This is a genomic window from Streptomyces sp. NBC_01233 (assembly GCF_035989305.1).
Taxonomy (GTDB): Bacteria; Actinomycetota; Actinomycetes; order Streptomycetales; family Streptomycetaceae; genus Streptomyces.
Genome location: NZ_CP108514.1, coordinates 7,144,023 through 7,166,479, shown reverse-complemented (window position 1 = coordinate 7,166,479; position 22,457 = coordinate 7,144,023). Strand labels below are relative to the sequence as shown.

21 protein-coding genes are annotated in these 22,457 nt (G+C 73.1%); 8 read left to right on the top strand and 13 right to left on the bottom strand.

Annotated elements, in window-relative coordinates; all coding sequences use genetic code 11:
- Positions 1-79: 79 nt before the first annotated feature.
- The 8 genes from OG332_RS33625 to OG332_RS33590 form a co-directional block, all read right to left on the bottom strand.
- Positions 80-1,078 (bottom strand): proline racemase family protein, encoded by a 999-nt coding sequence (locus tag OG332_RS33625; RefSeq protein WP_327416966.1) that lies wholly within the window; start codon positions 1,076-1,078, stop codon positions 80-82.
- Positions 1,079-1,125: 47 nt separating this feature from the next.
- Positions 1,126-2,535 (bottom strand): IS4 family transposase, encoded by a 1,410-nt coding sequence (locus OG332_RS33620; RefSeq protein WP_327411459.1) that lies wholly within the window; start codon positions 2,533-2,535, stop codon positions 1,126-1,128.
- A 67-nt stretch (positions 2,536-2,602) separates the two neighbouring features.
- Entirely contained in the window at positions 2,603-3,649 is a 1,047-nt protein-coding gene (locus OG332_RS33615) for a proline racemase family protein (RefSeq protein ID WP_327416965.1), read from the bottom strand.
- A gap of 20 nt (positions 3,650-3,669) precedes the next feature.
- Positions 3,670-4,590: a dihydrodipicolinate synthase family protein gene (locus OG332_RS33610; RefSeq protein WP_327416964.1), complete on the bottom strand. Its 921-nt coding sequence runs from the start codon at positions 4,588-4,590 to the stop codon at positions 3,670-3,672.
- A 75-nt stretch (positions 4,591-4,665) separates the two neighbouring features.
- Complete coding sequence (locus tag OG332_RS33605; protein WP_327419466.1) at positions 4,666-6,111, bottom strand: FAD-dependent oxidoreductase; 1,446 nt, start codon at positions 6,109-6,111, stop codon at positions 4,666-4,668.
- A 790-nt stretch (positions 6,112-6,901) separates the two neighbouring features.
- Complete coding sequence (locus OG332_RS33600; RefSeq protein ID WP_327416963.1) at positions 6,902-7,213, bottom strand: (2Fe-2S)-binding protein; 312 nt, start codon at positions 7,211-7,213, stop codon at positions 6,902-6,904.
- A complete protein-coding gene (locus OG332_RS33595) occupies positions 7,213-8,400 on the bottom strand; it encodes an NAD(P)/FAD-dependent oxidoreductase (protein ID WP_327416962.1) in 1,188 nt (395 codons plus the stop codon). The genes OG332_RS33600 and OG332_RS33595 overlap by 1 nt, the downstream gene beginning before the upstream one ends.
- A gap of 81 nt (positions 8,401-8,481) precedes the next feature.
- Positions 8,482-10,866 carry a collagenase gene (locus OG332_RS33590; RefSeq protein WP_327416961.1) on the bottom strand — a complete coding sequence of 795 codons (2,385 nt, stop codon included), beginning with the start codon at positions 10,864-10,866 and terminating at the stop codon, positions 8,482-8,484.
- 202 nt (positions 10,867-11,068) lie between these two features.
- Here OG332_RS33590 and OG332_RS33585 point away from each other — a divergent pair, with 202 nt between their 5' ends.
- Complete coding sequence (locus OG332_RS33585) at positions 11,069-12,439, top strand: aminopeptidase P family protein (RefSeq protein ID WP_327416960.1); 1,371 nt, start codon at positions 11,069-11,071, stop codon at positions 12,437-12,439.
- Positions 12,440-12,727: 288 nt separating this feature from the next.
- On the opposite strand, the gene OG332_RS33580 is transcribed toward OG332_RS33585, so the two are convergent.
- Positions 12,728-13,654 (bottom strand): LysR family transcriptional regulator, encoded by a 927-nt coding sequence (locus tag OG332_RS33580; RefSeq protein ID WP_327416959.1) that lies wholly within the window; start codon positions 13,652-13,654, stop codon positions 12,728-12,730.
- Between the two features lie 107 nt (positions 13,655-13,761).
- On the opposite strand from OG332_RS33580, the gene OG332_RS33575 reads away from it, so the two are divergent.
- Together OG332_RS33575 and OG332_RS33570 are read left to right on the top strand one after the other, a co-directional pair.
- Positions 13,762-14,541, top strand: coding sequence for an SDR family NAD(P)-dependent oxidoreductase (locus tag OG332_RS33575; RefSeq protein WP_327416958.1), 780 nt, complete (start codon positions 13,762-13,764; stop codon positions 14,539-14,541).
- 53 nt (positions 14,542-14,594) lie between these two features.
- Positions 14,595-14,804 (top strand): tautomerase family protein, encoded by a 210-nt coding sequence (locus OG332_RS33570; protein ID WP_327416957.1) that lies wholly within the window; start codon positions 14,595-14,597, stop codon positions 14,802-14,804.
- 29 nt (positions 14,805-14,833) lie between these two features.
- Here the strand turns inward: OG332_RS33570 and OG332_RS33565 are convergent, their stop codons facing one another.
- A complete protein-coding gene (locus OG332_RS33565; protein WP_327416956.1) occupies positions 14,834-15,232 on the bottom strand; it encodes a RidA family protein in 399 nt (132 codons plus the stop codon).
- On the bottom strand, positions 15,229-16,374 hold the full coding sequence (locus OG332_RS33560) for an acyl-CoA dehydrogenase family protein (RefSeq protein WP_327416955.1): 1,146 nt from the start codon (positions 16,372-16,374) through the stop codon (positions 15,229-15,231). Before OG332_RS33560 ends, OG332_RS33565 begins: the two co-directional genes overlap by 4 nt.
- A gap of 127 nt (positions 16,375-16,501) precedes the next feature.
- On the opposite strand from OG332_RS33560, the gene OG332_RS33555 reads away from it, so the two are divergent.
- The 5 genes from OG332_RS33555 to OG332_RS33535 all read left to right on the top strand — a co-directional run bounded on the left by OG332_RS33555 (position 16,502) and on the right by OG332_RS33535 (position 21,348).
- On the top strand, positions 16,502-18,196 hold the full coding sequence (locus tag OG332_RS33555) for an AMP-binding protein (RefSeq protein WP_327416954.1): 1,695 nt from the start codon (positions 16,502-16,504) through the stop codon (positions 18,194-18,196).
- Positions 18,197-18,200: 4 nt separating this feature from the next.
- Positions 18,201-18,998, top strand: a complete 798-nt coding sequence (locus OG332_RS33550) for a PaaX family transcriptional regulator (protein ID WP_327416953.1) — start codon at positions 18,201-18,203, stop codon at positions 18,996-18,998.
- Between the two features lie 27 nt (positions 18,999-19,025).
- Entirely contained in the window at positions 19,026-19,499 is a 474-nt protein-coding gene (locus tag OG332_RS33545; protein ID WP_327416952.1) for a hypothetical protein, read from the top strand.
- Between the two features lie 46 nt (positions 19,500-19,545).
- Complete coding sequence (locus tag OG332_RS33540; RefSeq protein ID WP_327416951.1) at positions 19,546-20,385, top strand: GNAT family N-acetyltransferase; 840 nt, start codon at positions 19,546-19,548, stop codon at positions 20,383-20,385.
- A 111-nt stretch (positions 20,386-20,496) separates the two neighbouring features.
- Positions 20,497-21,348, top strand: a complete 852-nt coding sequence (locus tag OG332_RS33535) for an SAM-dependent methyltransferase (protein WP_327416950.1) — start codon at positions 20,497-20,499, stop codon at positions 21,346-21,348.
- Positions 21,349-21,401: 53 nt separating this feature from the next.
- Here OG332_RS33535 and OG332_RS33530 read toward each other — a convergent pair whose 3' ends face one another.
- The gene (locus tag OG332_RS33530) at positions 21,402-21,698 is read right to left on the bottom strand and encodes a YciI family protein (protein ID WP_327419465.1); all 297 of its coding nucleotides are present in this window, start codon (positions 21,696-21,698) and stop codon (positions 21,402-21,404) included.
- A gap of 26 nt (positions 21,699-21,724) precedes the next feature.
- A complete protein-coding gene (locus tag OG332_RS33525; RefSeq protein WP_327416949.1) occupies positions 21,725-22,438 on the bottom strand; it encodes a pentapeptide repeat-containing protein in 714 nt (237 codons plus the stop codon).
- Between the last annotated feature and the right edge of the window lie 19 nt (positions 22,439-22,457).

Below are 22,457 nucleotides of genomic sequence, written 5' to 3'. Positions count from 1 at the left end.
CCGCGCGCAGCCCGGCCCGCCACGGCCGGGGCCGGCGCGGCCGGGGCCGGCGCGGCGGACCTCCCCGCACCGGGCCGCCTCACCACGGGAATCCCGTCCCCAGCGCGTCGTGCGGGTCGAGCACGAAGGCGTGTTCACCGGTGCGGTAGGCGGTGCCGGTGACCTCGGTGACACCGCCGTCCAGCATCCGCCCGGTGAACACCGTGCCGGCGACCGACTCGTTCAGCAGGTCCTCGCCGGGGCCGAGCCGCCCGTCCTCCGCGAGCAGCGCGAGCCGCGTCGAGGTGCCGGAGCCGCAGGGCGAGCGGTCGATCTGCCCGTCGGCGAACACGGTGACGTTGCGCTGGTGCGGCCCGATGGGGGCGTCCGGGAGCTCCTCGTGGAGGATCACCCCGTACACCCCGGACAGCAGCGGGCCGTCAGGGTGCCAGGTGGCGGGGTGCGTGGCGAGCGCGGCCCGGATCTCCCGGCCGGCCCGCACCAGGGCGGGCAGGGAGGCCCGCGAGACGTCCAGGCCGAGGTCGCGGGCGCGGACGGAGGCGTAACAGGCCCCGGCGTGCGCGATGTCCACCTCGGCGAGTCCGAGGGTGGTGGCGACGGGGACCTTGCGGGCGCCCACCCGGGCCGGCACGTTGCGGAAGGTGACCCCGGTGGTGCGGCCCCCGTCCCGGTGCACGGTCGCGGTGACCCGCCCGGACGGTACGTCGATGCGCACCTGGGCGTCGCCGTGGTCCGGGGCGGCGACCCGGCCGGACTCCACGGCCCAGGCCCCGAGGGCCATGGTGCCGTGGCCGCACGCGGTGGAGTAGCCGTCCTTGTGCCAGAACAGCACGCCGAAGTGGGCCCCGTCGTCGTCGGGCGGGACCACGAACCCCCCGTACATCCCGGCGTGTCCGCGCGGCTCCTGCACGAGCAGGCGCCGTACGTCGTCCAGCGCACTCCGGCGCGGAGCGGTCCCCGAGCCTCCCGGGCCGATGGCGGTGGCGCAGCGCTCGGCGACGGTGTCACCGGGCACGGCCAGGCCCTCCGCGCCGCAGTCGACGATCCGGAAGGCCTCGCCGGCGGTGTGGTAGTCCACCGTTCGAACGGTGATCACAGGAGGAAGCCTCCGGCAACACCGTTGCTTTAGCGCCGTGAGCGGCTGTTGAGGCCGTGCTCGAAGAACGTGATAGTGGTCTGGATGCTGTAGTTCTGGCTGGTCACGGGCTGTTGTCCGGCGTTCGGGCCGTACTTGCTGGTGGGGTTCTTGCGGGTGCGGGCTTTGATGCGTTGCCTGTGTTGGGACGGCAGCGGGGCTTCGAGGACGGCCTGACCGATCACGCCGACTCGGTCGACAGGGCCGAGTGGGGGCAGGATTCCGGTCGCGCTGATGACGGTGTCACCGGCGGTGCGGATCAGGACGGTGAAGCTGATCCGGCTCATGGTGAGGTCGGGGCGGGTCTCGATGCCGTCGGCGGCGGCGCGGAGGAGGGCCTGGTAGGTCGTGAGCAGGGCGTAGACCTCCTGGTCGAGGCCGGGCTGGGTGCGCGAGCGCAGGACGCGGCCCTCCAGGATGGTCGCCTTGATCGAGAAGTAGGTGGTTTCCACCTGCCACCTGCGGTGATAGAGCTCGGCCACTTCATCGGCGGGGTAGCGGACGGGGTCGAGGAGGCTGGTGAGCAGGCGCCACTGCTCGTGGCGGACAGTGCCGTCGTCCAGGCGGACTGTGAGGTGGGCCTCGATGACGCGGACGGTGATCAGGACGGGAATGACGCCGTAGCCGATCCGGGCCAGGTAGGAGCCGTCGGCCAGGTGCTCGGCGGGGGTGGGGATGCGTCGGGCGGAAGAGCGGATCAGGAATCGTGCCCCGCTGCCCTGGATGTCACGGAGGAATTCCACCGCATCGAAGCCGGCGTCGGCCAGCAGGAGCATCGTGTCGTCAAGAGCGCCCAACAGGCGGTTCGCGTAGGTGAGTTCACCGTCACTCTCGGGTCCGAAGGTGGCGGCGAGCAGGGCGCGGGTGCCACACTCGACCAGGACGACGAGCCGCAGCAGCGGGTAGCCGAACTCCAGCGTGTCACCGGCCCGTTTCGGGTACTTCCAGGTGAGCGTCTTCTCGTCCGGGACATGGAGGAGAGTGCCGTCGACGGCCACGCACCGCAGGCCCCGCCAGAACGTGCCCGACTGCCCGCGGACAGCGAGGGGCCCGGCCAGGATCTCGAACAGCCGCCGTAGCGGGGCGGCCCCTATCCGCCGCCTCGCCCGCGACAGCGAGGAAGCCGCCGGGACGGCCAGGGCCAGACTCGTCAGCGAGGCGGTCAGTTTGCCCCACACCGCCCGGTAGGAGCAGTTCTCGAACAGTGCGAGCGCGAGGACGAAGTACACCACCACCCGCGAGGGCAGCAGCCGCAGTCGCCGCTCGACCGTGCCGGTCTCCTCAAGCACCGCGTCCACCAGTTCGAAGTCCACCGTCTGCGTCAGCTCACCCAGCTGCCCCGGCGCGAACACACCCCCAGCGACCTCGATCGTGCGCGTGATGACAGACTTCTCCCGCAACGGGACTCCTGGACTCGACGATCACCTTGCTTCAGCACAAGTTGATCTACCAGGAGTCCCGTTCCTGCTACTCATGCGGGGGTTGCCAACGACTCAAGATCCCTAACGCAACGGTGTTGAAGCCTCCGGGGAAGGGGTCGGTCGGGTCGAGGAAGTACTGGGCGGTGCCGGTGATCCAGGCCCGGCCCGTGACCGTGGGCACCACGGCCGGGAGTCCGCCGACGGTGGTCTGCGCGATCAGCCGGCCCGTGAACTCGGTGCCGATGAAGGACTCGTTGACGAAGTCCGTGTCGAGCTCCAGGAGTCCGCGGGCGTGCAGCTGGGCCATCCGCGCGCTGGTGCCCGTACCGCAGGGCGAGCGGTCGAACCAGCCGGGGTGGATGGCCATGGCGTGCCGGGAGCGGCGGGCGTCGGAGCCGGGGGCGGCGAGGTAGACGTGCTTGACCCCGGCGATGGAGGGGTTCTCGGGGTGGACGGGCCGGTCGTCGCCCGCGTTGATCGCGTCCATGACCGCGAGTCCGGCGGCGAGCAGGTCGCCCTTGCGTGTGCGGTCGAAGGGGAGACCGAGGGCGTCGAGTTCGACGAAGGCGTAGAAGTTGCCGCCGTAGGCGATGTCGTAGGTGACCGTGCCGTACCCGGGGACCTCGGCCTTGAGGTCGAGGCCGACGCTGAAGGAGGGGACGTTGGTGAGGGTGACGGCGGTGGCCGCACCGTCCTCGACGCGGACGTCGACGCTCACCAGTCCGGCGGGGGTGTCGAGCCGGACGGTGGTGACCGGCTCGACGACCGGCACCATGCCGGTCTCGACGAGGACGGTGGCGACACCGATGGTGCCGTGCCCGCACATGGGGAGCAGGCCCGACACCTCGATGTAGAGGACGCCGTAGTCGGCGTCGGGGCGGGTGGGGGGCTGCAGGATGGCGCCGCTCATCGCGGAGTGGCCGCGCGGCTCGTACATGAGCAGGGTGCGGACGTGGTCCGTGTGCTCGATGAAGTGGAGCCGCTTCTCGGCCATGGTGGCGCCGGGGATCACCCCGACTCCCCCGGTGATCACCCGGGTCGGCATCCCCTCGGTGTGCGAGTCCACCGCGTGGTAAACGTGGCGCGTACGCATCAGGCGTCCCCTCCAGCTGGTTAGTTGAGGCCCTCGGCGAGGGCCTTCTCGGTGGCGGCGCGGACGGCGGCCTCGGTCTCGCCGGTGAGCGGGAAGCGCGGCGGGCGGGTGGCGCCGCCGGGGCGGCCGGCCAGGTCCATGGAGAGCTTGATGGCCTGGACGAACTCGGTCTTGGAGTCCCAGCGCAGCAGGGAGTGCAGGGACTTGTAGAGCGGCAGGGCGGTGGCGAGGTCCCCCGCGACGGCGGCCCGGTAGAGGGTGGCGCAGGACTGGGGCAGGGCGTTGGGGTAGCCGGCGATCCAGCCGACGGCGCCCGCGAGGGCCAGTTCGAGCAGGACGTCGTCGGCGCCGATGAGCAGGTCGAGACCGGGGGCGAGCTCGGCGATCTCGTAGGCGCGGCGCACGTCCCCGCTGAACTCCTTGACGGCGACGATGGAGCCGTCGGCGTGCAGCCGGGCGAGCAGGGAGGGGACCAGGTCCACCTTGGTGTCGATGGGGTTGTTGTACGCGACCACGGGCAGCCCGGCGCGGGCGACCTCGGCGTAGTGGGCGCGTACGGTCTCCTCGTCGGCCCGGAAGGCGTTGGGCGGCAGGAGGAGTACGGAGCCGGCGCCGGCCTCGGCGGCCTGTTCGGCCCAGCGGCGGGCCTCGGCGCTGCCGTAGGCGGCGACTCCGGGCATGACGCGGGCACCGTCTCCGGCGGCCTCGACGGCGGTGCGCACGACCCGTGCGCGCTCCTCGTCGGTGAGGGTCTGGTACTCCCCGAGGGAGCCGTTGGGGACCACGCCGTCGCAGCCGTTGGCGATCAGCCAGGCCACGTGTTCGGCGTAGGCGTCGTAGTCGACGCCGAGGTCCTCGCGCAGCGGGAGCGCGGTGGCGACCATGATGCCGTGCCAGGGTCGGGTGCGGGTGCGGGGCGCGGGGGTGTGCGCGTGGGTCATGAGAGGGCTCCCTAGAGTGGTGTGTGACATTTTACTAGTGGGTGCGGGACGGCCACAAGGGCCGGGACGCCCCGATCAGCGGTCCGCGGGCGGAAGTTCGGCAAGCCGGCGCAGCGGGACCGGGCAGGACAGCGGTCGCCGGTCGGCCGACTGCTCCTCGCCGGCGAGGGCGGCGACGGCGGGGCCGCACATCCGGCCCTGGCACCAGCCCATGCCGGCCCGGGTCAGGAGCTTGACGGTACGGGCGTCGCGCGCGCCGAGGTCCTCGACCGCCTCCCGGACGCGGCCGGCCGGGACCTCCTCACAGCGGCACACGACGGCGTCGTCGCGCAGCCAGCCGGTCCAGCCCTCGCCCGGGCGGTGGGCGGCGGCCATCGCGTCGGCGAAGGCGCGCAACCGCGCGCGGCGGCGGGTCGGCCGGGGGCCGCACGGCACGCCCGCGACGGAGTGGGCGGCCAGTTCGCCCTCGGTCATGGCCAGTTGGGCTCCGCCGATGCCGCCGGTCTCGCCCGCCGACCAGATGCCGGGGACGGAGGTCCGCTGTTCCTCGTCGAGGACGAGGGCGACGGTGCCGTCGGGGCTGCGCAGGGTGGCGCAGCCGAAGCCGGTGGCGAGTTCGAGCTGGGGCACGAGCCCGTGGCCGACGGCGAGGGCGTCGCAGGGGATCCGGCGGGCGGTACCGGGCAGCGGACGCCAGTCCCGGTCGAGCCGGGCCACGGTGACGGCCTCGACCCGGTCGGTGCCGTGGGCCTCGGTGACGGCGTGCCGGGTGAGCAGCCGCACGTGGTGGCGGGCCAGCGCCCCGCCGTAGCCCGCGGCCTCGACGAGCTTGCCGGGGTTGCGCAGCAGGGCGGGCACCCGGCCGGCGTACGCGGTGTAGGCGGCGGCCTCCACCACGGCGGGCACGGCGGCTCCGGCGGCGGCGAGGGACCCGGCCACGGCGAGCAGCAGCGGCCCGCTCCCGGCGACGACCACCCGCTTGCCCGGCAGGACCAGCCCGGCCTTGAGCATGGCCTGCGCCCCGCCGGCCCCGACCACCCCGGGCAGGGTCCAGCCGGGGAAGGGCAGTTGCCGTTCGTAGGCGCCCGTGGCGATGAGGACGGCCGAGGCGTGGACCGAGGCCGCCGCCTCCTCGGGCCCGGCCACGGCGTGCAGGGTCCACTCCGTGGCGGGCGCGGCGACGGCCGTGCGGGCGCGCGCGGCAGGTCCGGAACCCGCCGCCCCGCTCGGGACGACCGTCCACACGTGGTGCAGCGGGAGGTACGTGATCCGGCCCGCCGACTCGTGCGCGCGCAGGGCGGCTTCGCGGGTCGCGAACTCGGCCCAGCCGTGGTGCAGGGCCTCCGGGCGGGCCGCACCCAGGCCCGGGGCGGGGTGGCGGTAGTACTGCCCGCCGGGGCGCTCGCCCGCGTCGAGCAGGACGACCCGCAGCCCGAGCCCGGCAGCCGTGACGGCCGCAGCCAGCCCGGCCGGGCCGGCCCCGACGACGGCGAGGTCGAAAGCGGGGGCGCCGGCACTCACGGCAGGAGCGGCGGCGCAAGCGACGGCGAGGCTCGCGTCGGCGCCGGCAGCCGGACTCCCGGCGGGACCGGACGGCCGCACGGCAGGAGCAACGGCAGGGCTGTCGGAGGCGGCGGCACTCACGGCGGGCCCGGCCGGGCCGGCGCCGACGATCGCGAGATCGGCCCGGGCCGGCGCGCTCCCGGAAACGACCACCGCGGCGGGCGCCGGCACGGCGGCAGGGGCCGGCACGGGCGCAGCGGCCGACGCCGGCACGGCAGCAGGCACCGACACGGGCGCGGCAGCGGACGCCGGCACGGCAGCAGGCACCGACACGGGCGCGGCAGCGGACGCCGGCACGGCAGCAGGCACCGACACGGGCGCGGCAGCGGACGCCGGCACGGCAGCAGGCACCGACACGGGCGCGGCAGCGGACGCCGGCACGGCAGCAGGCACCGACACGAACACCGCGGCACGCGCCGGGACGGACGCAGCGGCCGACGCCGGCACGGCGGCAGGAAGCGACACAGGCGCGGCAGCAGGCACCGACACGGACACCGCGGCAGGCGCCGGGACGGACGCAGCAGCGGACGCCGGCACGGCAGCAGGCACCGGCACGAACACCGCGGCACGCGCCGGGACGGACGCAGCGGCCGACGCCGGCACGGCAGCAAGCACCGGCGCCGGCACGGCAGCGGACGCCGGCACGGCAGCAGGCAGCGGCGTCGGCCTGGCGGCAGGCACCGGCGTCGGCGCGGGGGCAGGGGTCGGCAGGCCTTCGGGGTCCGTGCGGCCCGCGCGGCCGGCGGGTTCAGACGGTGAGGTCGGCATGGCCGGTTCCCTCCTGGGTGGTGACGGTGTCCCCCGGCCGGGCCGGGACCAGGCAGGCGCGCTGGTTCGGGCGGCCGTTGACGGTGACGAGGCAGTCGTAGCAGCTGCCGATCCCGCAGAACGCGCCGCGCGGGGCGCCGCCCTCGCGGGTGGTCCGCCAGGCCAGGATCCCGGCGCCCCAGAGCACGGCGGCGATGCTCTGGCCGGGCAGGGCGGGCAGTTCCCGGCCGTCGAAGGTGATCTCGTGCGCGGCCTCCGGGGTGCCGCCGACCAAGGAGCGGGCGCTGCGCATCAGGAGGGCTCCTCAGGGGTGTCGGCGGGGGTGTCGGCAGGGCCCGCGTCCGCGCCGAAGCGGTCCGGGCGGAACGGGTGTGCGGGCAGCGGCGGTTCGGCCCCCGTCAGGGCGGCGGCGATCAGCAGGCCGGTGGCGGGGGCCAGGCCGATGCCCGCGCCCTCGTGGCCGCAGGCGTGCAGCAGCCCGGGGCGGCGGGCGTCGTGGCCGATGGCCGGGAGGTGGTCCGGGAGGTAGGGGCGGAAGCCGTGGTAGGTCCGCAGGACCCGGACGTCTGCCAGCACCGGGAAGAGCGCCGCCGCCTGCGCGGCCAGGCGGCGCAGGGCCTCCGTCGAGAGGGAGCGGTCGAAGCCGACCCGCTCCCGGGTGGCGCCGATGAGGACCGGGCCGGACGGGGTGCCCTCGACCACGGCCGAGGACTGCAGGGCGGCCGAGCCGCTGGCGACGTCCGCGATGTAGTCGGCGGCGTAGACCTTGTGCCGGACCACCCGCGGGAGCGGCTCGGTCACCAGCACGAAGCCGCGGCGCGGGAGGACGGGCAGGGCGACCCCGGCCAGCGAGGTGATGTGGCCGCCCCAGGTCCCGGCCGCGTTCACCACGGCCGGGGCCAGGAGTTCCCGGCGCGGGGTGCTGACCCCTCGTACGGCACCCCGGTCCAGCAGTACGCCCGTCACCTCCTCGCCGAGGTACACCTCGGCTCCGGACGCGGCCAGCAGCCGCGCCGCCGCCTGGGCCGGCTGGACCTGGGCGTCCTGCGGGTAGTGGAACCCGCCCGCCAGGCCCGGGGCCAGGTGCGGCTCCAGTTCGTGCAGGGCGTCCGCGGGCACCTCGACCGCGTGGACCCCGGCCTTGCGCTGGCCCTCGGCGAAGCTCCGCAGGGCCTGCACGGTGGTGTCGTCCGGGGCGACGACGAGCCCGCCCTTGGGCTCGTACTCGATCTCGCGCGGGAGGACCGCGGCGAGTTCGGTCCAGAGCCGGGTGGAGAGGAGGGCGAGGTCGAGCTCCGGTCCCGCCTCCTTGTCGGAGACGAGCAGGTTGCCTTCGCCGGCGCCGGTCGTGCCGCCCGCGACGGGGCCGCGGTCGACCACGGCCACGGAGAGTCCGGCGCGGGTCGCGTAGTACGCGCAGGCCGCCCCGACGACGCCGGCGCCGATGATCACGGCGTCCAGGGAGTGTCTCTTGAGCACGACAGTAATATGTCACATTCTTTAGTGCCTGCCCAGACCGGTCCCGCACCCTCCTCAGGCGCAGGACCGGTCCGGTGTCCGTCAGCCGCGGAGGGGGCCCTCACAGCTGTAACTCGACGTGCCCGCGACCTTGTTGCTCCAGATCTCCAGCGGACCGAAGGAGCAGTTCATGTCGGCGAGGTTGTTCGAGGCCGCGCCCGCGCGGTCGAGAATGAAGTAGTCGACCGTCTCCGACACGTCCTTGAAGTTCTGGTCGTCGCTGCGCCAGTTCTTCAGGTTCGCGGTGATCCGTCCGGTACAGGTGAAGCGGCGCTTGCCGGGCTCGCCGTTCTCCACGCAGTCCGGCGTGTTGTACGTGGCCGTCGCGAAGGTCGACTTCACCGACGCGAGCGCGGAATCGCGCAGCTGGCCGTTCGGGGTGAAGGTGGTGTTCGGCACGAAGAGCTGGTCGACCTTGGCGATCTGCGCGTCCAGGAAGCGGTCGTAGTCGCGCTGGAGGTAGGCGTCCGCTCCCATCCGGTGGCGCCAGGCGTCGTAGGCCGCCACGTCGTTCGCCCGCAGGTGCGTGTACATCTCGCGCAGCAGCGTGGGCTTCTCGGTCCACAGGAACTCGAAGAAGGTGCCGGCGTAGCTGTAGAAGCGGAAGCCGTCGCCGTCGTAGGTGGCGTTCAGCAGCTGCTCGACGCTCATCCGCGGACCGCCGCCGGAGGTGTCGCTGATGATGCTCTTGACGAGGGACTTGCGGACGGCGATGCCGTTGTCGCGGGTGGCGCCGTCGAAGAACTCGGCCGTGCCCTCGTCCATGGCGGTCGTGCGGTCGCCCTCGTACCAGGGGCCCTCGCCGAAGAAGCCGGGGACGGCGAAGCGGCCGTTGAGGTAGTGCGTGTACTCGTGGCGGAAGAGCTCCTCGAGGGTGAGGGAGGAGTCCTGCGGGACGCGGCGCTGGTAGGTGTAGAAGGTGGCGCCGTTCTCGATGTAGATGCCGCCGTTGTTGGTGTCGTACCCGGTCAGGATCGGGTGGTAGTTCACGTAGTCGGCGCGGGAGGCGTAGAGCACGATGTTCAGCGTGGTGTTGGGGTCGCCCGCGAGCGGCTGCTCGGTGCCGAGCACGCGGTGGTACTGGGCCTTGACCTGCTTGCTCGCGTAGTACAGCTGGTCGACGGTGGCCCGGTCCAGGGCGGTGCGGACCTTGATGGCGCCGTTGTCGTAGGAGTAGGTGTAGGGGAAGAGCTGCTTCTCGATGTCCTCCTTGCACACCCCGTACGGCTTGCAGGCCTCGTAGAAGTTGAGCCAGGAGACGAGCTTGGCCCACTGCTCGCTGCCGTCGCCGAAGCCGGCCTTGACGGGCCCCAGCAGCGCGCCGAGGTCGGCGACGACCTGGTCCCGGAGACCGTCGACCTGCCCGAAGCGGGCGTACTCGCTGAGCGCGTCGCGCGCCACCCAGGCGTTGGCCGTGCCCTTGAGGTGCGTGTACGTCGAGAAGGCCTTGAAGGCGGCGCGGTAGGAGGCGTCGCCCGCCACGGCGGAGTGGAAGGCGGTGTCCTTGTTGCCGGGGTAGACGCCGAGGTAGCTGACGGAGAGGGCGGCGAGCGTCGCACCCGCCCAGGTCGCGTCGGTGTGGGTGGCCGGGTGGGCCGGGTCCATGGTGGCCAGGACCTTCTTGATGAGGCCGAGCTGGTGCTGGCGCAGGCCGGGCGCGCTGGCCGCGTAGAGGGCCTCGCGCAGGGTGCGGGCGTTGGAGGGCGTCACGTCGAAGGTGCGTGCGGCGTTGCCGAAGTCCGCGATGGCCCGGCGCATGGCGTCGACGGTCGGGGCGTCGGTGACGTCGATCTCGGAGCGCGAGTAGTCGTGGTAGGCGACCGCGTGCAGGTAGGTGAACATCTCCTCCAGGTGGGAGGAGTTGCGGCCGTCGTGGGCGGCGGCCAGGGCGGATATCCGGCGGGAGACGGCCTGGACGTGCGCGTCCGACATCACCGGGGCCAGGCGGGCGTCCCAGGTCCAGATGAGGCCGCGCAGGCAGCCGTCGGCGAGGACGGCCGAGTCGCCGAGGAAGTCGGCGAACTGCTCCGGGGTGAGGTTCGCGATCCCGTCGAGGGTGCACGGGACGCCGGCGGCGACGCTCTTGGCGGTGGGGGCCGCCTTGGCCGTCCTGCCGCGCTTCTGCAGGTCGTCGGCGGGCGCGGAGGCGGCCGTCGCCGCGCCCGGGACCTGGCCGCTGATGGCCTGCCCGCCCGGGGCCGGAGCGGGTGCGGGGGTGTTGTCCTTCGCGTTGGCGAGGCGGTCGACCTCGTCGAACGGGTTCCCCGTGGGGCCGGGGGCGGGCGCGGCCTGGGCGCCGGCGAAGGCGGCCGGGGCAGGGGCCTGCGGCGCGGCGGCCTGCGTGGTGGCCTGGCCCGCGGTGGCGAGGAGGGTCACGGCCACGGCGGAGGCGAGGAGGGAAGAGCGCACTGCTCTGTGCTGGAACACCGAGAACTCCTGTTTGGAGAGGGTGAGGTGGGGGGTGGTGCGTGAACTGCCCTGAGTTCGTCTGTTCTGGGCCAACTGCCCTGGGTCACACGGCGTTTGACGGGGGTTAACGTGCCGCGGTGTGAGCTGTAACATAGTAATGTGAAATTGCACTGACAAGACCTGTGCGCCCATCAGTTCGCATCTTTCTTGAAGGAGCCTCGTGACCAAGACCCCCGCCCTCCTCAACACGGGCAGTCACGACCGCCCGGTATCACCGGAGTTGTCCCGCTTCATGGCGGGCGACTGGGCCGCTTCCCCGCTCCCCGACTCCGCACGCGTCCCGGCCCACGCCGTCACCCCGGCCCGCCGGGCACGGCTCTCGGCCCGCTTCCCCGGCGAGCGGCTGATCGTCCCCGCCGGCGAACTGAAGGTCCGCTCCAACGACTGCGACCACCGCTTCCGCCCGCACAGCGCGTACGCCTGGCTGACGGGCCTCACGGGCGAGGACCAGGCCGGTCACGTCCTGGTCCTGGAGCCCTCTGGCCCGCACGCGCACGAGGCGGTGCTCTACCTGCGGCCGCGCTCGCCGCGGGCGGACGGGAACGAGGAGTTCTTCCGGGACCGCCGGTACGGGGAGTTCTGGGTGGGCCGCCGGCCGGACCTGGCGGAGGCGCAGCGCCTCACCGGCATCCGCTGCGCGCACCTGGACGAGCTGGGGTCACCGGCGGGCCGCAACGCGGCCTCCGATGCGGAACTGGCCTCCGTGCTCTCGGAGTTGCGCCTGGTGAAGGACGCGTGGGAGGTCGAGCAGCTGCAGCTGGCCGTCGACCACACGACGGCGGGCTTCGAGGACGTCGTACGGGCCCTGCCGCGCGCGCTGGCCCATCCGCGCGGGGAGCGGTGGATCGAGGGGGTCTTCGGCCTGCGCGCGCGGGCCGAGGGCAACGGCACCGGGTACGAGACCATCGCCGCCTCGGGCGCCCACGCCTGCACGCTGCACTGGATCCGCAACGACGGCCGGCTGAACGGGGACGAACTGCTCCTGCTGGACGCGGGCGTGGAGACGGACACCCTCTACACGGCGGACATCACCCGCACCCTCCCACTGTCGGGCCGCTTCTCCCCCGTCCAGCGGCAGGTCTACGAGCTGGTCCTGGCCGCCCAGGAAGCGGGCATGGCGGCGCTGCGCCCGGGCGCGAGCTTCGGGGACTTCCACCGGGCCGGGATGCGGGTGATCGCGGAGGGCCTGGCGGAGTGGGGCGTCCTGAAGGACGCGGAGGGCGACCTGCACCGGCGGTACACACTGTGCAGCAGCGGGCACATGCTGGGGCTGGACGTGCACGACTGCGCGAAGGCGCGGGCGGAGACCTACCTGGACGGCGTCCTGGAGGAGGGCCAGGTCCTCACGGTGGAGCCGGGCCTGTACCTCCAGCCCGACGACGAGACCCTCCCCGCGGAGCTGCGGGGCATCGGGGTCCGCATCGAGGACGACCTGGTCATCACGGCGGACGGCGCCCGCCTGATGTCGGGCGCGCTGCCGCGCACGGTCGCCGGGATCGAGGAGTGGATGGGCCGCCTGCTGGAGGGCTAGGAGGCGGCCTGCCGGCCGGGCGGCGCCGCGTACCCGCCCCTCACCGTGGCGGGTACGACGGGCGGGCCCGGTCGCGGGCGGCGGTCAGACGGAGCGGGCGGCTGTCAGACCGAGCGGGCGGCCGTCCGGATGAGGTCCAGGACGGCCTCGGGGTGGGAACGGCGCGTTCCTCCACTGGACGGTGCGAACCCGGACCGCGGGTGGTCGATCGGCACTCCGAGTCCGCACCAGACCCCGGCGTGCCGCATCTCGGACGGACCCGTCCCGGAGCCCGTCGCCCGAGGCCCCTCAGGCGCCGCCGCCCGGGAGCGCAGCCCGGGGGGCCGTCAGGCAGGCCGTGACTTCCTCGACGAAGGCCTCCAGATGGGGCGGGCGCGGCCCGGTCCGAGTGGCGCAGAACCAGGTGCGGGTCAGCGGCTGCGCGCCGATCCGCACGAGGGCGAGGCCGTGCGAGGCGACGTACGGGGCGGCCACCCAGTTGGGCAGGACCGTCACGCCCTGGCCGCCCGCGACCATCTCGACCACCAGTTCGGTGACCACCGGCATGGTGGTGATCCGGCCGGGCCGGGACCCCGGCGGGATCGGGAGCGGCATCGAGGGGATGCGGCTCTGGTCGTAGCCGTCGTAGAGGACCAGGTCGACTCCGTCGAAGTCACGGGCGGTCAGGTGCGCCCGCGCGGCCCACGGGTGTCCAGCCGGCACCACGGCCATCATCTCGTCGTCGAACAGCTTGGTCAGGGACACCCGGTCCATCTGCAGATCCGGCTTGGTGACCAGCGCGACGTCGACGAGGTCGGCGAGCAGCGCCGGGATCGGCGCGTCGTCGGGGACGGTCTCCAGGCGTACGTCGATGTCCGGCTCGCGCTTGCGGAAGGCGCGCAGCACGGGCGGCAGCCAGGGGAAGGTCGTGCTGCACTGCGCGGTGAAGCGGACCCGCCGGTCGCGCCCGTCGCGGATCTCCCTCAGGTCCCGGGAGGCCGAGGCCAGTTCACCGAGGACCTGGCGGGCCGCCACGAGCATCCGGCGGCCGGCGGCGGTGGGGACCAGGCGGCGGCCCTTGCGGTCGAAGAGGGGCGCGCCCAGGCGGGCCTCCAGGCGGGTGAGCCGCTGGCTGAGGGCCGGCTGGCTCACGTAGAGCTTCTCGGCGGCCGCGGTCAGCGAGCCGGTCTCGGCGGTGGCGTCCAGGAGCTCCAGGTCGCGCAGATCCACATCCATAACGCGGGATTATGGCACGCTTCAATTTTCGTCGTGGTGTTATGGGTTGATGGTTCGTAGGTTTCCGGTGTCAGCAGGACGGACCCTCGCCCCGGAAGGCACACACCATGACCGCCAACGCCAACGCCAACACGAACACGAACACGAACACGAACGCCATCACGGCTCTCGTCACCGGCTCCTCCAGCGGCATCGGGCTGGACATCGCCCGCGCCTTCCTGGCGAGTGGCGCCAACGTCGTCCTCAACGGCCGGGACTCCGACCGCCTCGCCAAGGCGGCCGCCGGTCTCGGGCACCCGGAGCGCACCGCCTGGGTCGCGGGCGCCATCGCCGAACCGGAGACCGGCGAGGCGCTCGTCCACACCGCGCTCGACCGGTTCGGCGGGATCGACGTCCTGGTGAACAACGCGGGCACCTTCGCCTCCAAGCCCTTCACCGAGGTCACCGAGGCCGAGCTCGACGGATTCCTGACGGGCAACCTCAAGGGGACCTACCTCACCACCCAGGCCGTGGTGCGGGCGCTGCGCGCCCAGGGCCGCGGCGGCAGCATCGTCAACATCGGCACCGTCCTGGTGGACCACGCGCTGGCCGGCTTCCCTGCCTCCGCGCCCGTGGTCAGCAAGGCCGGGGTGCACGCGCTGACGACCAGCCTGGCCGCCGAGCTCGCCGCCGACGGGATCCGCGTCAACCTCGTGTCACCCGGCATCATCCGCACTCCGCTGCACGCGGGCTCCGACGTGGACTCCTTCGGCGGACTCGCCCTGCTGAACCGGGTCGGCGAGGCCCCCGAGGTCGCCGACGCCGTGCTCTACCTCGCGGGCGCCACGTTCGTCACCGGCCACGCCCTGCGCGTGGACGGCGGTCACGTGACCGGCCGCGCCGCCTGAACCCCGCCTGCCCGCCCGCGCACTCCCCTCTCACCGGAAGGACATCCACCGCCATGCCGTACGTCAACGTCAAGATCACCCGTGAGGGCGCCACCGCCGCCCAGAAGGCCGAGATCATCGCCGGCGTGACCGACCTGCTGGTCAGGGTCCTCGACAAGGACCCGGCCACCACCTTCGTCCTCATCGACGAGGTCGACCTGGAGGACTGGGGCGTCGGCGGCGTCACGACGCGGGAGTACCGCCAGACCCGTGCGCGGGGCTGAGCGGCACGGGCCCCGCTCCCCTTCGGCGGTCACGGCAGGACCGCGACCCCGTCGAGTTCGACCTGGGCCTGCTCGTCCCAGAGGCGGACCACGCCGATGACGGCCATCGCCGGGTAGTCGCGGCCCGCCAGCCGGTGCCAGATCCGGCCCAGTTCGGCCGAGCACGCGCGGTACGACGCCACGTCCACGGCGTACACCGTCACCCTGGCCAGGTCCCTCGCGGCGCCGCCCGCCGCCGCGAGGGCGGCCAGGAGGTTGGTCAGGGCTACCTCGAACTGCTCCGGCAGGGTCTCCCCCACCACCTTGCCCGAGCCGTCCAGGGCGGTCTGGCCGGCCAGGAAGACGAGCCGGGAGCCGGTGGCGGCCACCGCGTGCGAGAAGCCCGTCGCCGGCGACAGTTCCGGCGGGTTGATCCGGTCCGGGCTCATCCGGCCGCCACCTCCCCGGGCAGCGTCCCGTACAGCTCCTTCGCGATGATCGTGCGCTGCACCTCGCTCGCCCCCTCGTAGATCCTCGGCGCCCGCACCTCCCGGTAGAGGTGCTCCAGCAGGTGGCCCCGCCGCAGGGCGACCGCCCCGTGCAGCTGGACCGCGTGGTCGACCACGTACTGGGCCGTCTCCGTGGCCAGCAGTTTCGCCATGGCCGCCCGGCGCGGAACGTCGGCGGCGCCCCGGTCGTAGGCCCCGGCCGCCGCGTACACCAGCAGCCGGGCCGCCTCCGTGCGGGTGGCCATCTCGGCCACGCGGTGCGCCACCGCCTGGAGGTCGCTCAGCGTCCCGCCGAAGGCCGCCCGCCCCGCCGTGTACGCGAGCGTCGCGTCGAGCGCGGCGCGGGCCATGCCCACCGCGAAGGCGCCGACGCTCGGCCGGAAGAGGTTCAGGGTGTCCATCGCGACACGGAAGCCCCGCCCGGGTTCGCCGAGCAGGTCCCGCGGGCCGACCGGGACCCCGTCGAAGGTGAGGGAGCCGATCGGGTGCGGGGACAGCATGTCCAGCGCTTCGCCGGAGAGTCCGGGACGGTCGGCCGGGACCAGGAAGGCCGAGACCCCCTTCGCCCCCGGCCCCTCACCCGTCCGGGCGAACACCGTGTAGAAATCCGCTTCCGGGGCGTTGGAGATCCAGCACTTCTCCCCGCCGAGCCGCCAGCCGCCCCGCGCGCCCGGGTCGGCCTCGGCCGCGAGCGCCAGCGCCGCCGCGTCCGAGCCGGCGCCCGGCTCGCTCAGCGCGAAGGCCGCCACCGCCCGCCCGGCGCGCACCTGCGGCAGCCAGCGCTCCCGCTGCGCCTCGCTCCCGGCCTTGAGCACCGGGTAGGCCCCCAGCCCCTGGAGGGCGAGAGCCGTCTCGGCCTCCGTGCAGCCGTAGGCGAGGGACTCGCGCAGCAGGCACAGTTCCAGCGCGCCCGAGGCGAACACCCGCTCCAGCAGGCCCAGCTCACCCAGCGCGGCCAGCAGCGGCCGGTTGACCCTTCCCGGTTCCCCCTTCTCGGCCAGCGGCCTCAGCCGGTCGGCCGCCAGTGCGCGCAACTGCCCGCACCACTCCTCCTGGTCCACCCCGAGCGCGAATCCGGTCATCCGAATGTCCCCGCATCTATCGCGTCCTGTTGACTGCCGTCACCATCACGATACGCTCGTAGGGCAACAGCACGGCCGGCCCCACCCCACTCCGGACCGCTGCAGGGGGCGACCCGCCTTGGACCTCATGCCTTCCGCTCACACGGACACCTTCGCCCGTGACCATCTGCCACCCGTCGACACCTGGCCGGAGCTGGTCTTCGATCTGCCCGAACTGGCCTACCCCGACCGCCTGAACTGCGGGGCGGAGCTGCTCGACGCCACCATCGCCCGGTTCGGCCCGGCGGGCGCCGACCGCCCGGCCTTCCGCAGCGGCTCGGGTGAGGTGTGGACGTACGGCGGGCTGCGCGAGCGCGTGGACCGCCTCGCCCACGTGCTCACCGTCGACCTCGGCGTCGTCCCCGGCAACCGGGTGCTGCTGCGCGGACCCACCGGCCCCTGGCTCGCCGCCTGCTGGCTGGCGGTCATGAAGGCGGGCGCGGTGGCGGTGACCGTACTGCCCCAGCAGCGCGCGAAGGAGCTGGCCACGGTGTGCGCGATGGCCCGGGTCCAGCACGCCCTGTGCCATGCGGACGTGCTGGACGACCTGGTCAAGGCCGAGGTGCCGGGGCTGCGGATCACCGCGTACGGGGGCGGCGCCCCGGACGATCTGCTGCGGCTGGCCGAGAGACACGAGGGGCCCTTCCCGGCCGCCCCGACCTCCGCCGACGACGTCGCCCTGATCGCCTTCACCTCCGGGACCACCGGCCGGCCCAAGGGCTGCATGCACTTCCACCGCGACCTGCTCGCCGTCGCAGACACCTTTTCCCGCAGCGTGCTGCGCCCCCGACCGGACGACGTGTTCGCGGGCAGCCCGCCGCTCGGGTTCACCTTCGGCCTCGGCGGGCTGGTCGTCTTCCCGCTGCGGGCGGGCGCTTCCGCGCTGCTGCTGGAGGAGGCGGTGCCGCGCCGGCTGCTGCCCGCGCTCGCGGAGCACCGGGTGACGGTGCTGTTCACCGCGCCCACCGCGTACCGGACGATGCTGGACGCCCTGGGCCCCTACGACGTGGGCATGTACGACCTGTCCGCGCTGCGCCGCTGCGTCTCGGCCGGGGAGAACCTGCCCGCCGCCACCTGGCAGGCCTGGTACGAGCGCACCGGCCTGCGGATCATCAACGGCATCGGGGCGACCGAGCTCCTGCACATCTTCATCTCCGCCGCCGACGAGGAGATCCGGCCCGGTACGACCGGCCGGGTGGTGCCGGGCTGGCAGGCCCGGGTGGTGGACCGGTCCGGCCGGCCGGTCGCGGACAACGAGCCGGGGCTGCTGGCCGTACGCGGCCCGGTGGGCTGCCGCTACCTGGCGGACCCCCGGCAGCGTGAGTACGTACAGGACGGCTGGAACCTGACCGGTGACACCTACGTGCGCGATCCGGAGGGCTACTTCCGCTACGTCGCCCGGGCCGACGACATGATCGTCTCGGCCGGATACAACATCGCGGGCCCGGAGGTGGAGGAGGCCCTGCTGCGCCACCCGGACGTGGTGGAGGCGGCGGTGGTGGGCCGCCCGGACGAGCGACGCGGGCAGATCGTGGTGGCGTACACCGTCGCACGTGACGGTGTGGTCCTCACCGAGGAGGCCCTGCGCACCTTCATGCGGGAGGAGCTGGCCCCGCACAAGTGCCCGCGCTCCTTCGTCTTCCTCTCCGCGCTCCCGCGCACGGCCACGGGCAAGCTGCAGCGCTTCCGGCTGCGGGATCCCGGCGCCCGGCCGGACCGGCCCGACCGGCTCGACCGGCTCGACCGGCTCGACCGGCTCGACCGGCTCGACGGCCTAGAGTGAAACCGTGGTCGAGCACACCCCGCGATCCCTGATCGTCACATTCTACGGAGCCTACGGGCGGGCCTTCGAGGGCCCGGTCCCGGTGTCCGCGCTGGTCCGCCTGCTGGGCGCGGTCGGCGTGGACGCCCCGTCGGTCCGCTCGTCGGTGTCCCGGCTGAAGCGGCGCGGCTTCCTGCTGCCCGAGCGCGCCGCGGACGGCTCGGCGGCGTACGGGCTCTCCGAGGAGGCGCAGCAGCTGCTGGACGACGGCGACCGCCGGATCTACGGCAGTCCGCAGCTGTCGGACGAGTGGCTGGTGGCGGTGTTCTCCGTCCCGGAACAGGAACGGAACAAGCGGCACCTGCTGCGTTCCCGGCTGGCCCGGCTCGGTTTCGGCGCGGTGGCGCCGGGCGTGTGGATCGCCCCGGCCCGGCTGGCCGAGGAGACCGCGCACACGCTGGAGCGGCTGCACCTGACGCCATACGTGGAGCTGTTCCGCGGCGCCCACCTCGGCTTCGCGCCGAGCGCCGAGGCGGTGGCCCGCTGGTGGGACCTGGCGGCCCTGGCCAAACAGCACGAGGAATTCCTCGACCTGCACGAGCCGGCTCTGCGCGCCCTCCAGTCGGGCCCGGAGCCCACGCCGGAGGAGGCCTACCGCGGCTACCTGTTCGCGCTGGACTCCTGGCGGCGCCTGCCGTACGCCGACCCGGGCCTGCCGCGCGAGCTGCTCCCGGCCGGCTGGCCGGGCGACCGGGCGGCGGCCGTCTTCGCCGAACTCCACGCGCGGCTGCGGGACATCGGGGCGGGGTTCGCGCAACCGTAGGCGGCGAAGGCCGCGTCACGAGGTGTCGTGACGCAATCCGATCTTCCTCCGCACCCGCCGCAGTCCCCGTCCTCGGCGCAGCCTCCCTACCGGCCCCAGACCTGGTACCAGGTCCCCGCGAGGCCGCCCGGGCGGCGGGCCACGGCCCTGCTGCTGGTGACGGCGGCGCTGGTCGGAGCCGCGGCCGGGTACTCCGCCATCGCGCTCGCCTCCCGCGCCCGCGCGTACTGCGACGCCGGCTGGGAGGCGGGCGGACGGTTCGAGATGACCTTCCTGCTGGTGCTGATGGTGCCGGGATGCGCGTTCCTCGCGCTGCTGATCGCCTTCCTCAGCCGACAGCTGCCCCTGCCGTTGCGCCCCGTGCCGTCCCTGCTCGTGCTCGCGCTGGTGGTGCTCCTGTTCTTCGCCACGAAGGGGACGCTGGACGGATACCCCGGGAACCTGGAGCGGTGCGGGCTCGACAACGTGCCGCCGTGGTGGCCGGGTTGGCTGCCGGCCTGACGGAAATCCGGGTGCGCGCCGGCTCCCCGTCCCGCCAGGATGGGCCATGACCTGGACCTTCACCACGGATCTGGCGGCCTATCTGGCCGCGGCGGGCCCGGCCGCGGCCGCGCAGCCCGTCTCCAACACCCTTCTGTTGACCGTGGCCGACGGGCTGCGGCGGCGCGGGACCGGCGCCTACGGCGACGGCACCCCCTTCTTCGGCTGGTGGACCGGGGCCGACGGCGCCGTCGCCGGCGGCCTGCTGTGCACCCCGCCGTTCCCGATGCTGCTCGGCGTGGTGCCCGGGGAGGCGGTCCGGGCACTGGGGGACGCGCTCGCCGGCGAACCGCTGCTCGCCCGGATCCCCGGGATCAACGCCCGCCGCCCGGACGCGGAGGCGCTGGCCGGGGCCTGGGGGCGGCCCAGCCGGATCGCCGAGGAGATCCGCCTGTACCGGCTGGCCGGCCTGGTCGCCCCGGATCCCGCCCCGGCCGGGCGGGCCCGGCCCGCCACCGGGGCGGACCTCCCGCTGCTGCTGGAGTGGACCACGGCCTTCATCGCGGAGGCGGGCGTTCCCGGCAAGGCCTCCGAGGCCGTGCTGCGCGACCGGATCTCCTACGGCGGGATCCGACTGTGGGAGCACGAGGACGAGCCGGTCTCCCTGGCGGCCTTCTCCCGCCCGATCGGCTCGGCCGCCCGCGTCGCCCCGGTCTACACCCCGCCCGCGCTCCGCGGCCGCGGCTACGCCGCCGGGGTCACCCACGCGGCGAGCGCGGCGGCATACGCGGCCGGCGCCTCGGAGGTCCTCCTCTTCACCGACCTGGCCAACCCCACCAGCAACGGTGTCTACCAGCGCCTGGGCTACACCCCGGTCGAGGACCGCGCCGAGATCGTCCCGGTGTGAACACACGCGTGGGTGCCGCAACGGCCCGGATCCACTGAAATCGGGGTATTGGTCTCCTGACAGCGGATAGCGTGCACCCCGACCGGGGTGTTCCGAAGGGAGCGTGGGGCCGTGGCAGCATCCGAGTCGACGGATCGGCTGGATCCGCTGGCAAAGACCGCTCTGTGGACCGCGTCGATGCGAGCGCGTGAACATGAGCGGGAGGACCGCCTCTTCTGCGATCCTCTCGCGGGCTTTCTCGCCGGCACAGAAGGTCCCGAAATCATGCAGCGGTTCGAAGGTGCTGTCCAACCAGGGGTGGAGGATCCCGCGCTCGCCGTTCGGACTCGCTACCTCGACGACCAGTTGGTGGCGCAGGACCGTGACGGGATGCGCCAGTTCGTCTTCCTCGCCGTGGGCATGGACACCCGGGCCTTCCGGCTGCCCTGGTCGACCGGAGTGACGATCTTTGAACTCGACCGGCCTGCCCTGCTGACGCTGAAGGACGAAATCCTTGAGCGTGCCGGTGCCCGCAGCCGGTGCGAGAGGATCCCACTGGGCGTGGATCTGGTGGCGGACTGGAGCACTCCGTTGCTGGAGGCGCGCTTCGACCCGGCCCGGTCCACCACGTGGCTGATCGAGGGGCTGCTGTACTTCCTGGACCCGTTGGAGCGCGATCTGCTGCTGCAGCAACTATCGGAGATCTCTGCGTCCGGGAGCCGACTGCTGGCAGATTACGTGGGCCAGAGCGTCCTCGACAGCTCTGCCATGGCCTCTTGGCGCACGCGGATGGAGGAACAGGGCCACCCCTGGAAATCCGGGAGCGACGAACCTCATTCGCTGTTCTCCGAATTCGGCTGGACGGTTCGCATCGCAGCGTACGGCGATCCCGACGCCGACTACGGGCGCTGGGGTGACGCGGTGGTCGCACCAGGTGTTCCAGGAACGCGCGGACGCTACCTCATCACGGCTGAACTCCCCTGAGAGCAGTGGCCCCGGAACGGATTGCCCCGGCCGGAGGCCGGGGCAATCCGCCACTACTTGTGAAGTCCCACGAAGGAAGGACCGACCCGCACCGGGCTGATCGTGATCTCTTCCCATACTCCCGAGGTTGCGTACGGCTCCACAGCGAGCCACTGGTCTAGCTCGGCCCTCGACGGGTAGTCGAGAACGAGCATGGAACCGATCATGTTCCCGTCCTCCCCGAGGAGAGCCGTGCCGAAAAGCATCCTTCCCTCGGCCACGAGCTTGTCGCCCAAGGCGATATGCGCGTCACGTACCGCCAAACGGCGACTCAACGCGCCTTCATCGGTCCCATCACGGCCAATCAGCATGAACTGCACGTGCTCCTCCTGAGTCCTCAGTTGCCAATGCCGAGGGCAGCCTGCGGGGAGAAGCCCCCCGGCCACCGAGTCGTCTCGTCCCATGCCGTTGAACTGTTCATACGTACGCCGTCCAGGACGCAGCCGGTCAGGTCGGCGCCACGCAGCAGCGCTCCACGAAGGTCCGCTTCCGTAAGGTCGGAGTGAGCAAGGTTCGCCCCTGCCAAGTCGGCCTCTCGAAGCACCACATGGGCCATGTCCGCATGGTCGATCCTAGTGTCCTGAAGGCGCGCCCCGGCGAGATCCGCCATCTCGATCACCGCCTCGGAAAGGTCACATCCGTTCAGATTGCAGCCGCTCAAGTTCGACCGGGAGAGGTTGGCCCGGTGCAGATTCGCCCCGGCCAGGTCGGCCCCGTGCAGATCCTGCCCCTCCAGCACGATGTCGTGCAGGTTCGCCGCACCGAGCCGGGCCTCAACGAGGGCCCCCTCCGCCAAGAAGCCGCGAACATCGAGCTCCAGTACTGCACGCAGTGCGAGGCCGTGATCCGCACTGCTCGCCTCACGAACCAGCTGCTGGCGGAGTCTGAGCATTTCACGCCGGTCCGCCAGGCGGTCGATCATGAGAACGGTCACGGCGACAGCCACGAGTTCCGCACCCACGGACGTACCCACGTCCCTGATCAGATCCTCCCATCGAAGGCCTTTGCCCGACACGTGTCCGACGACCATGCCGACCAGACCGGCTGCCATGACGAGGCCACCGATCGCA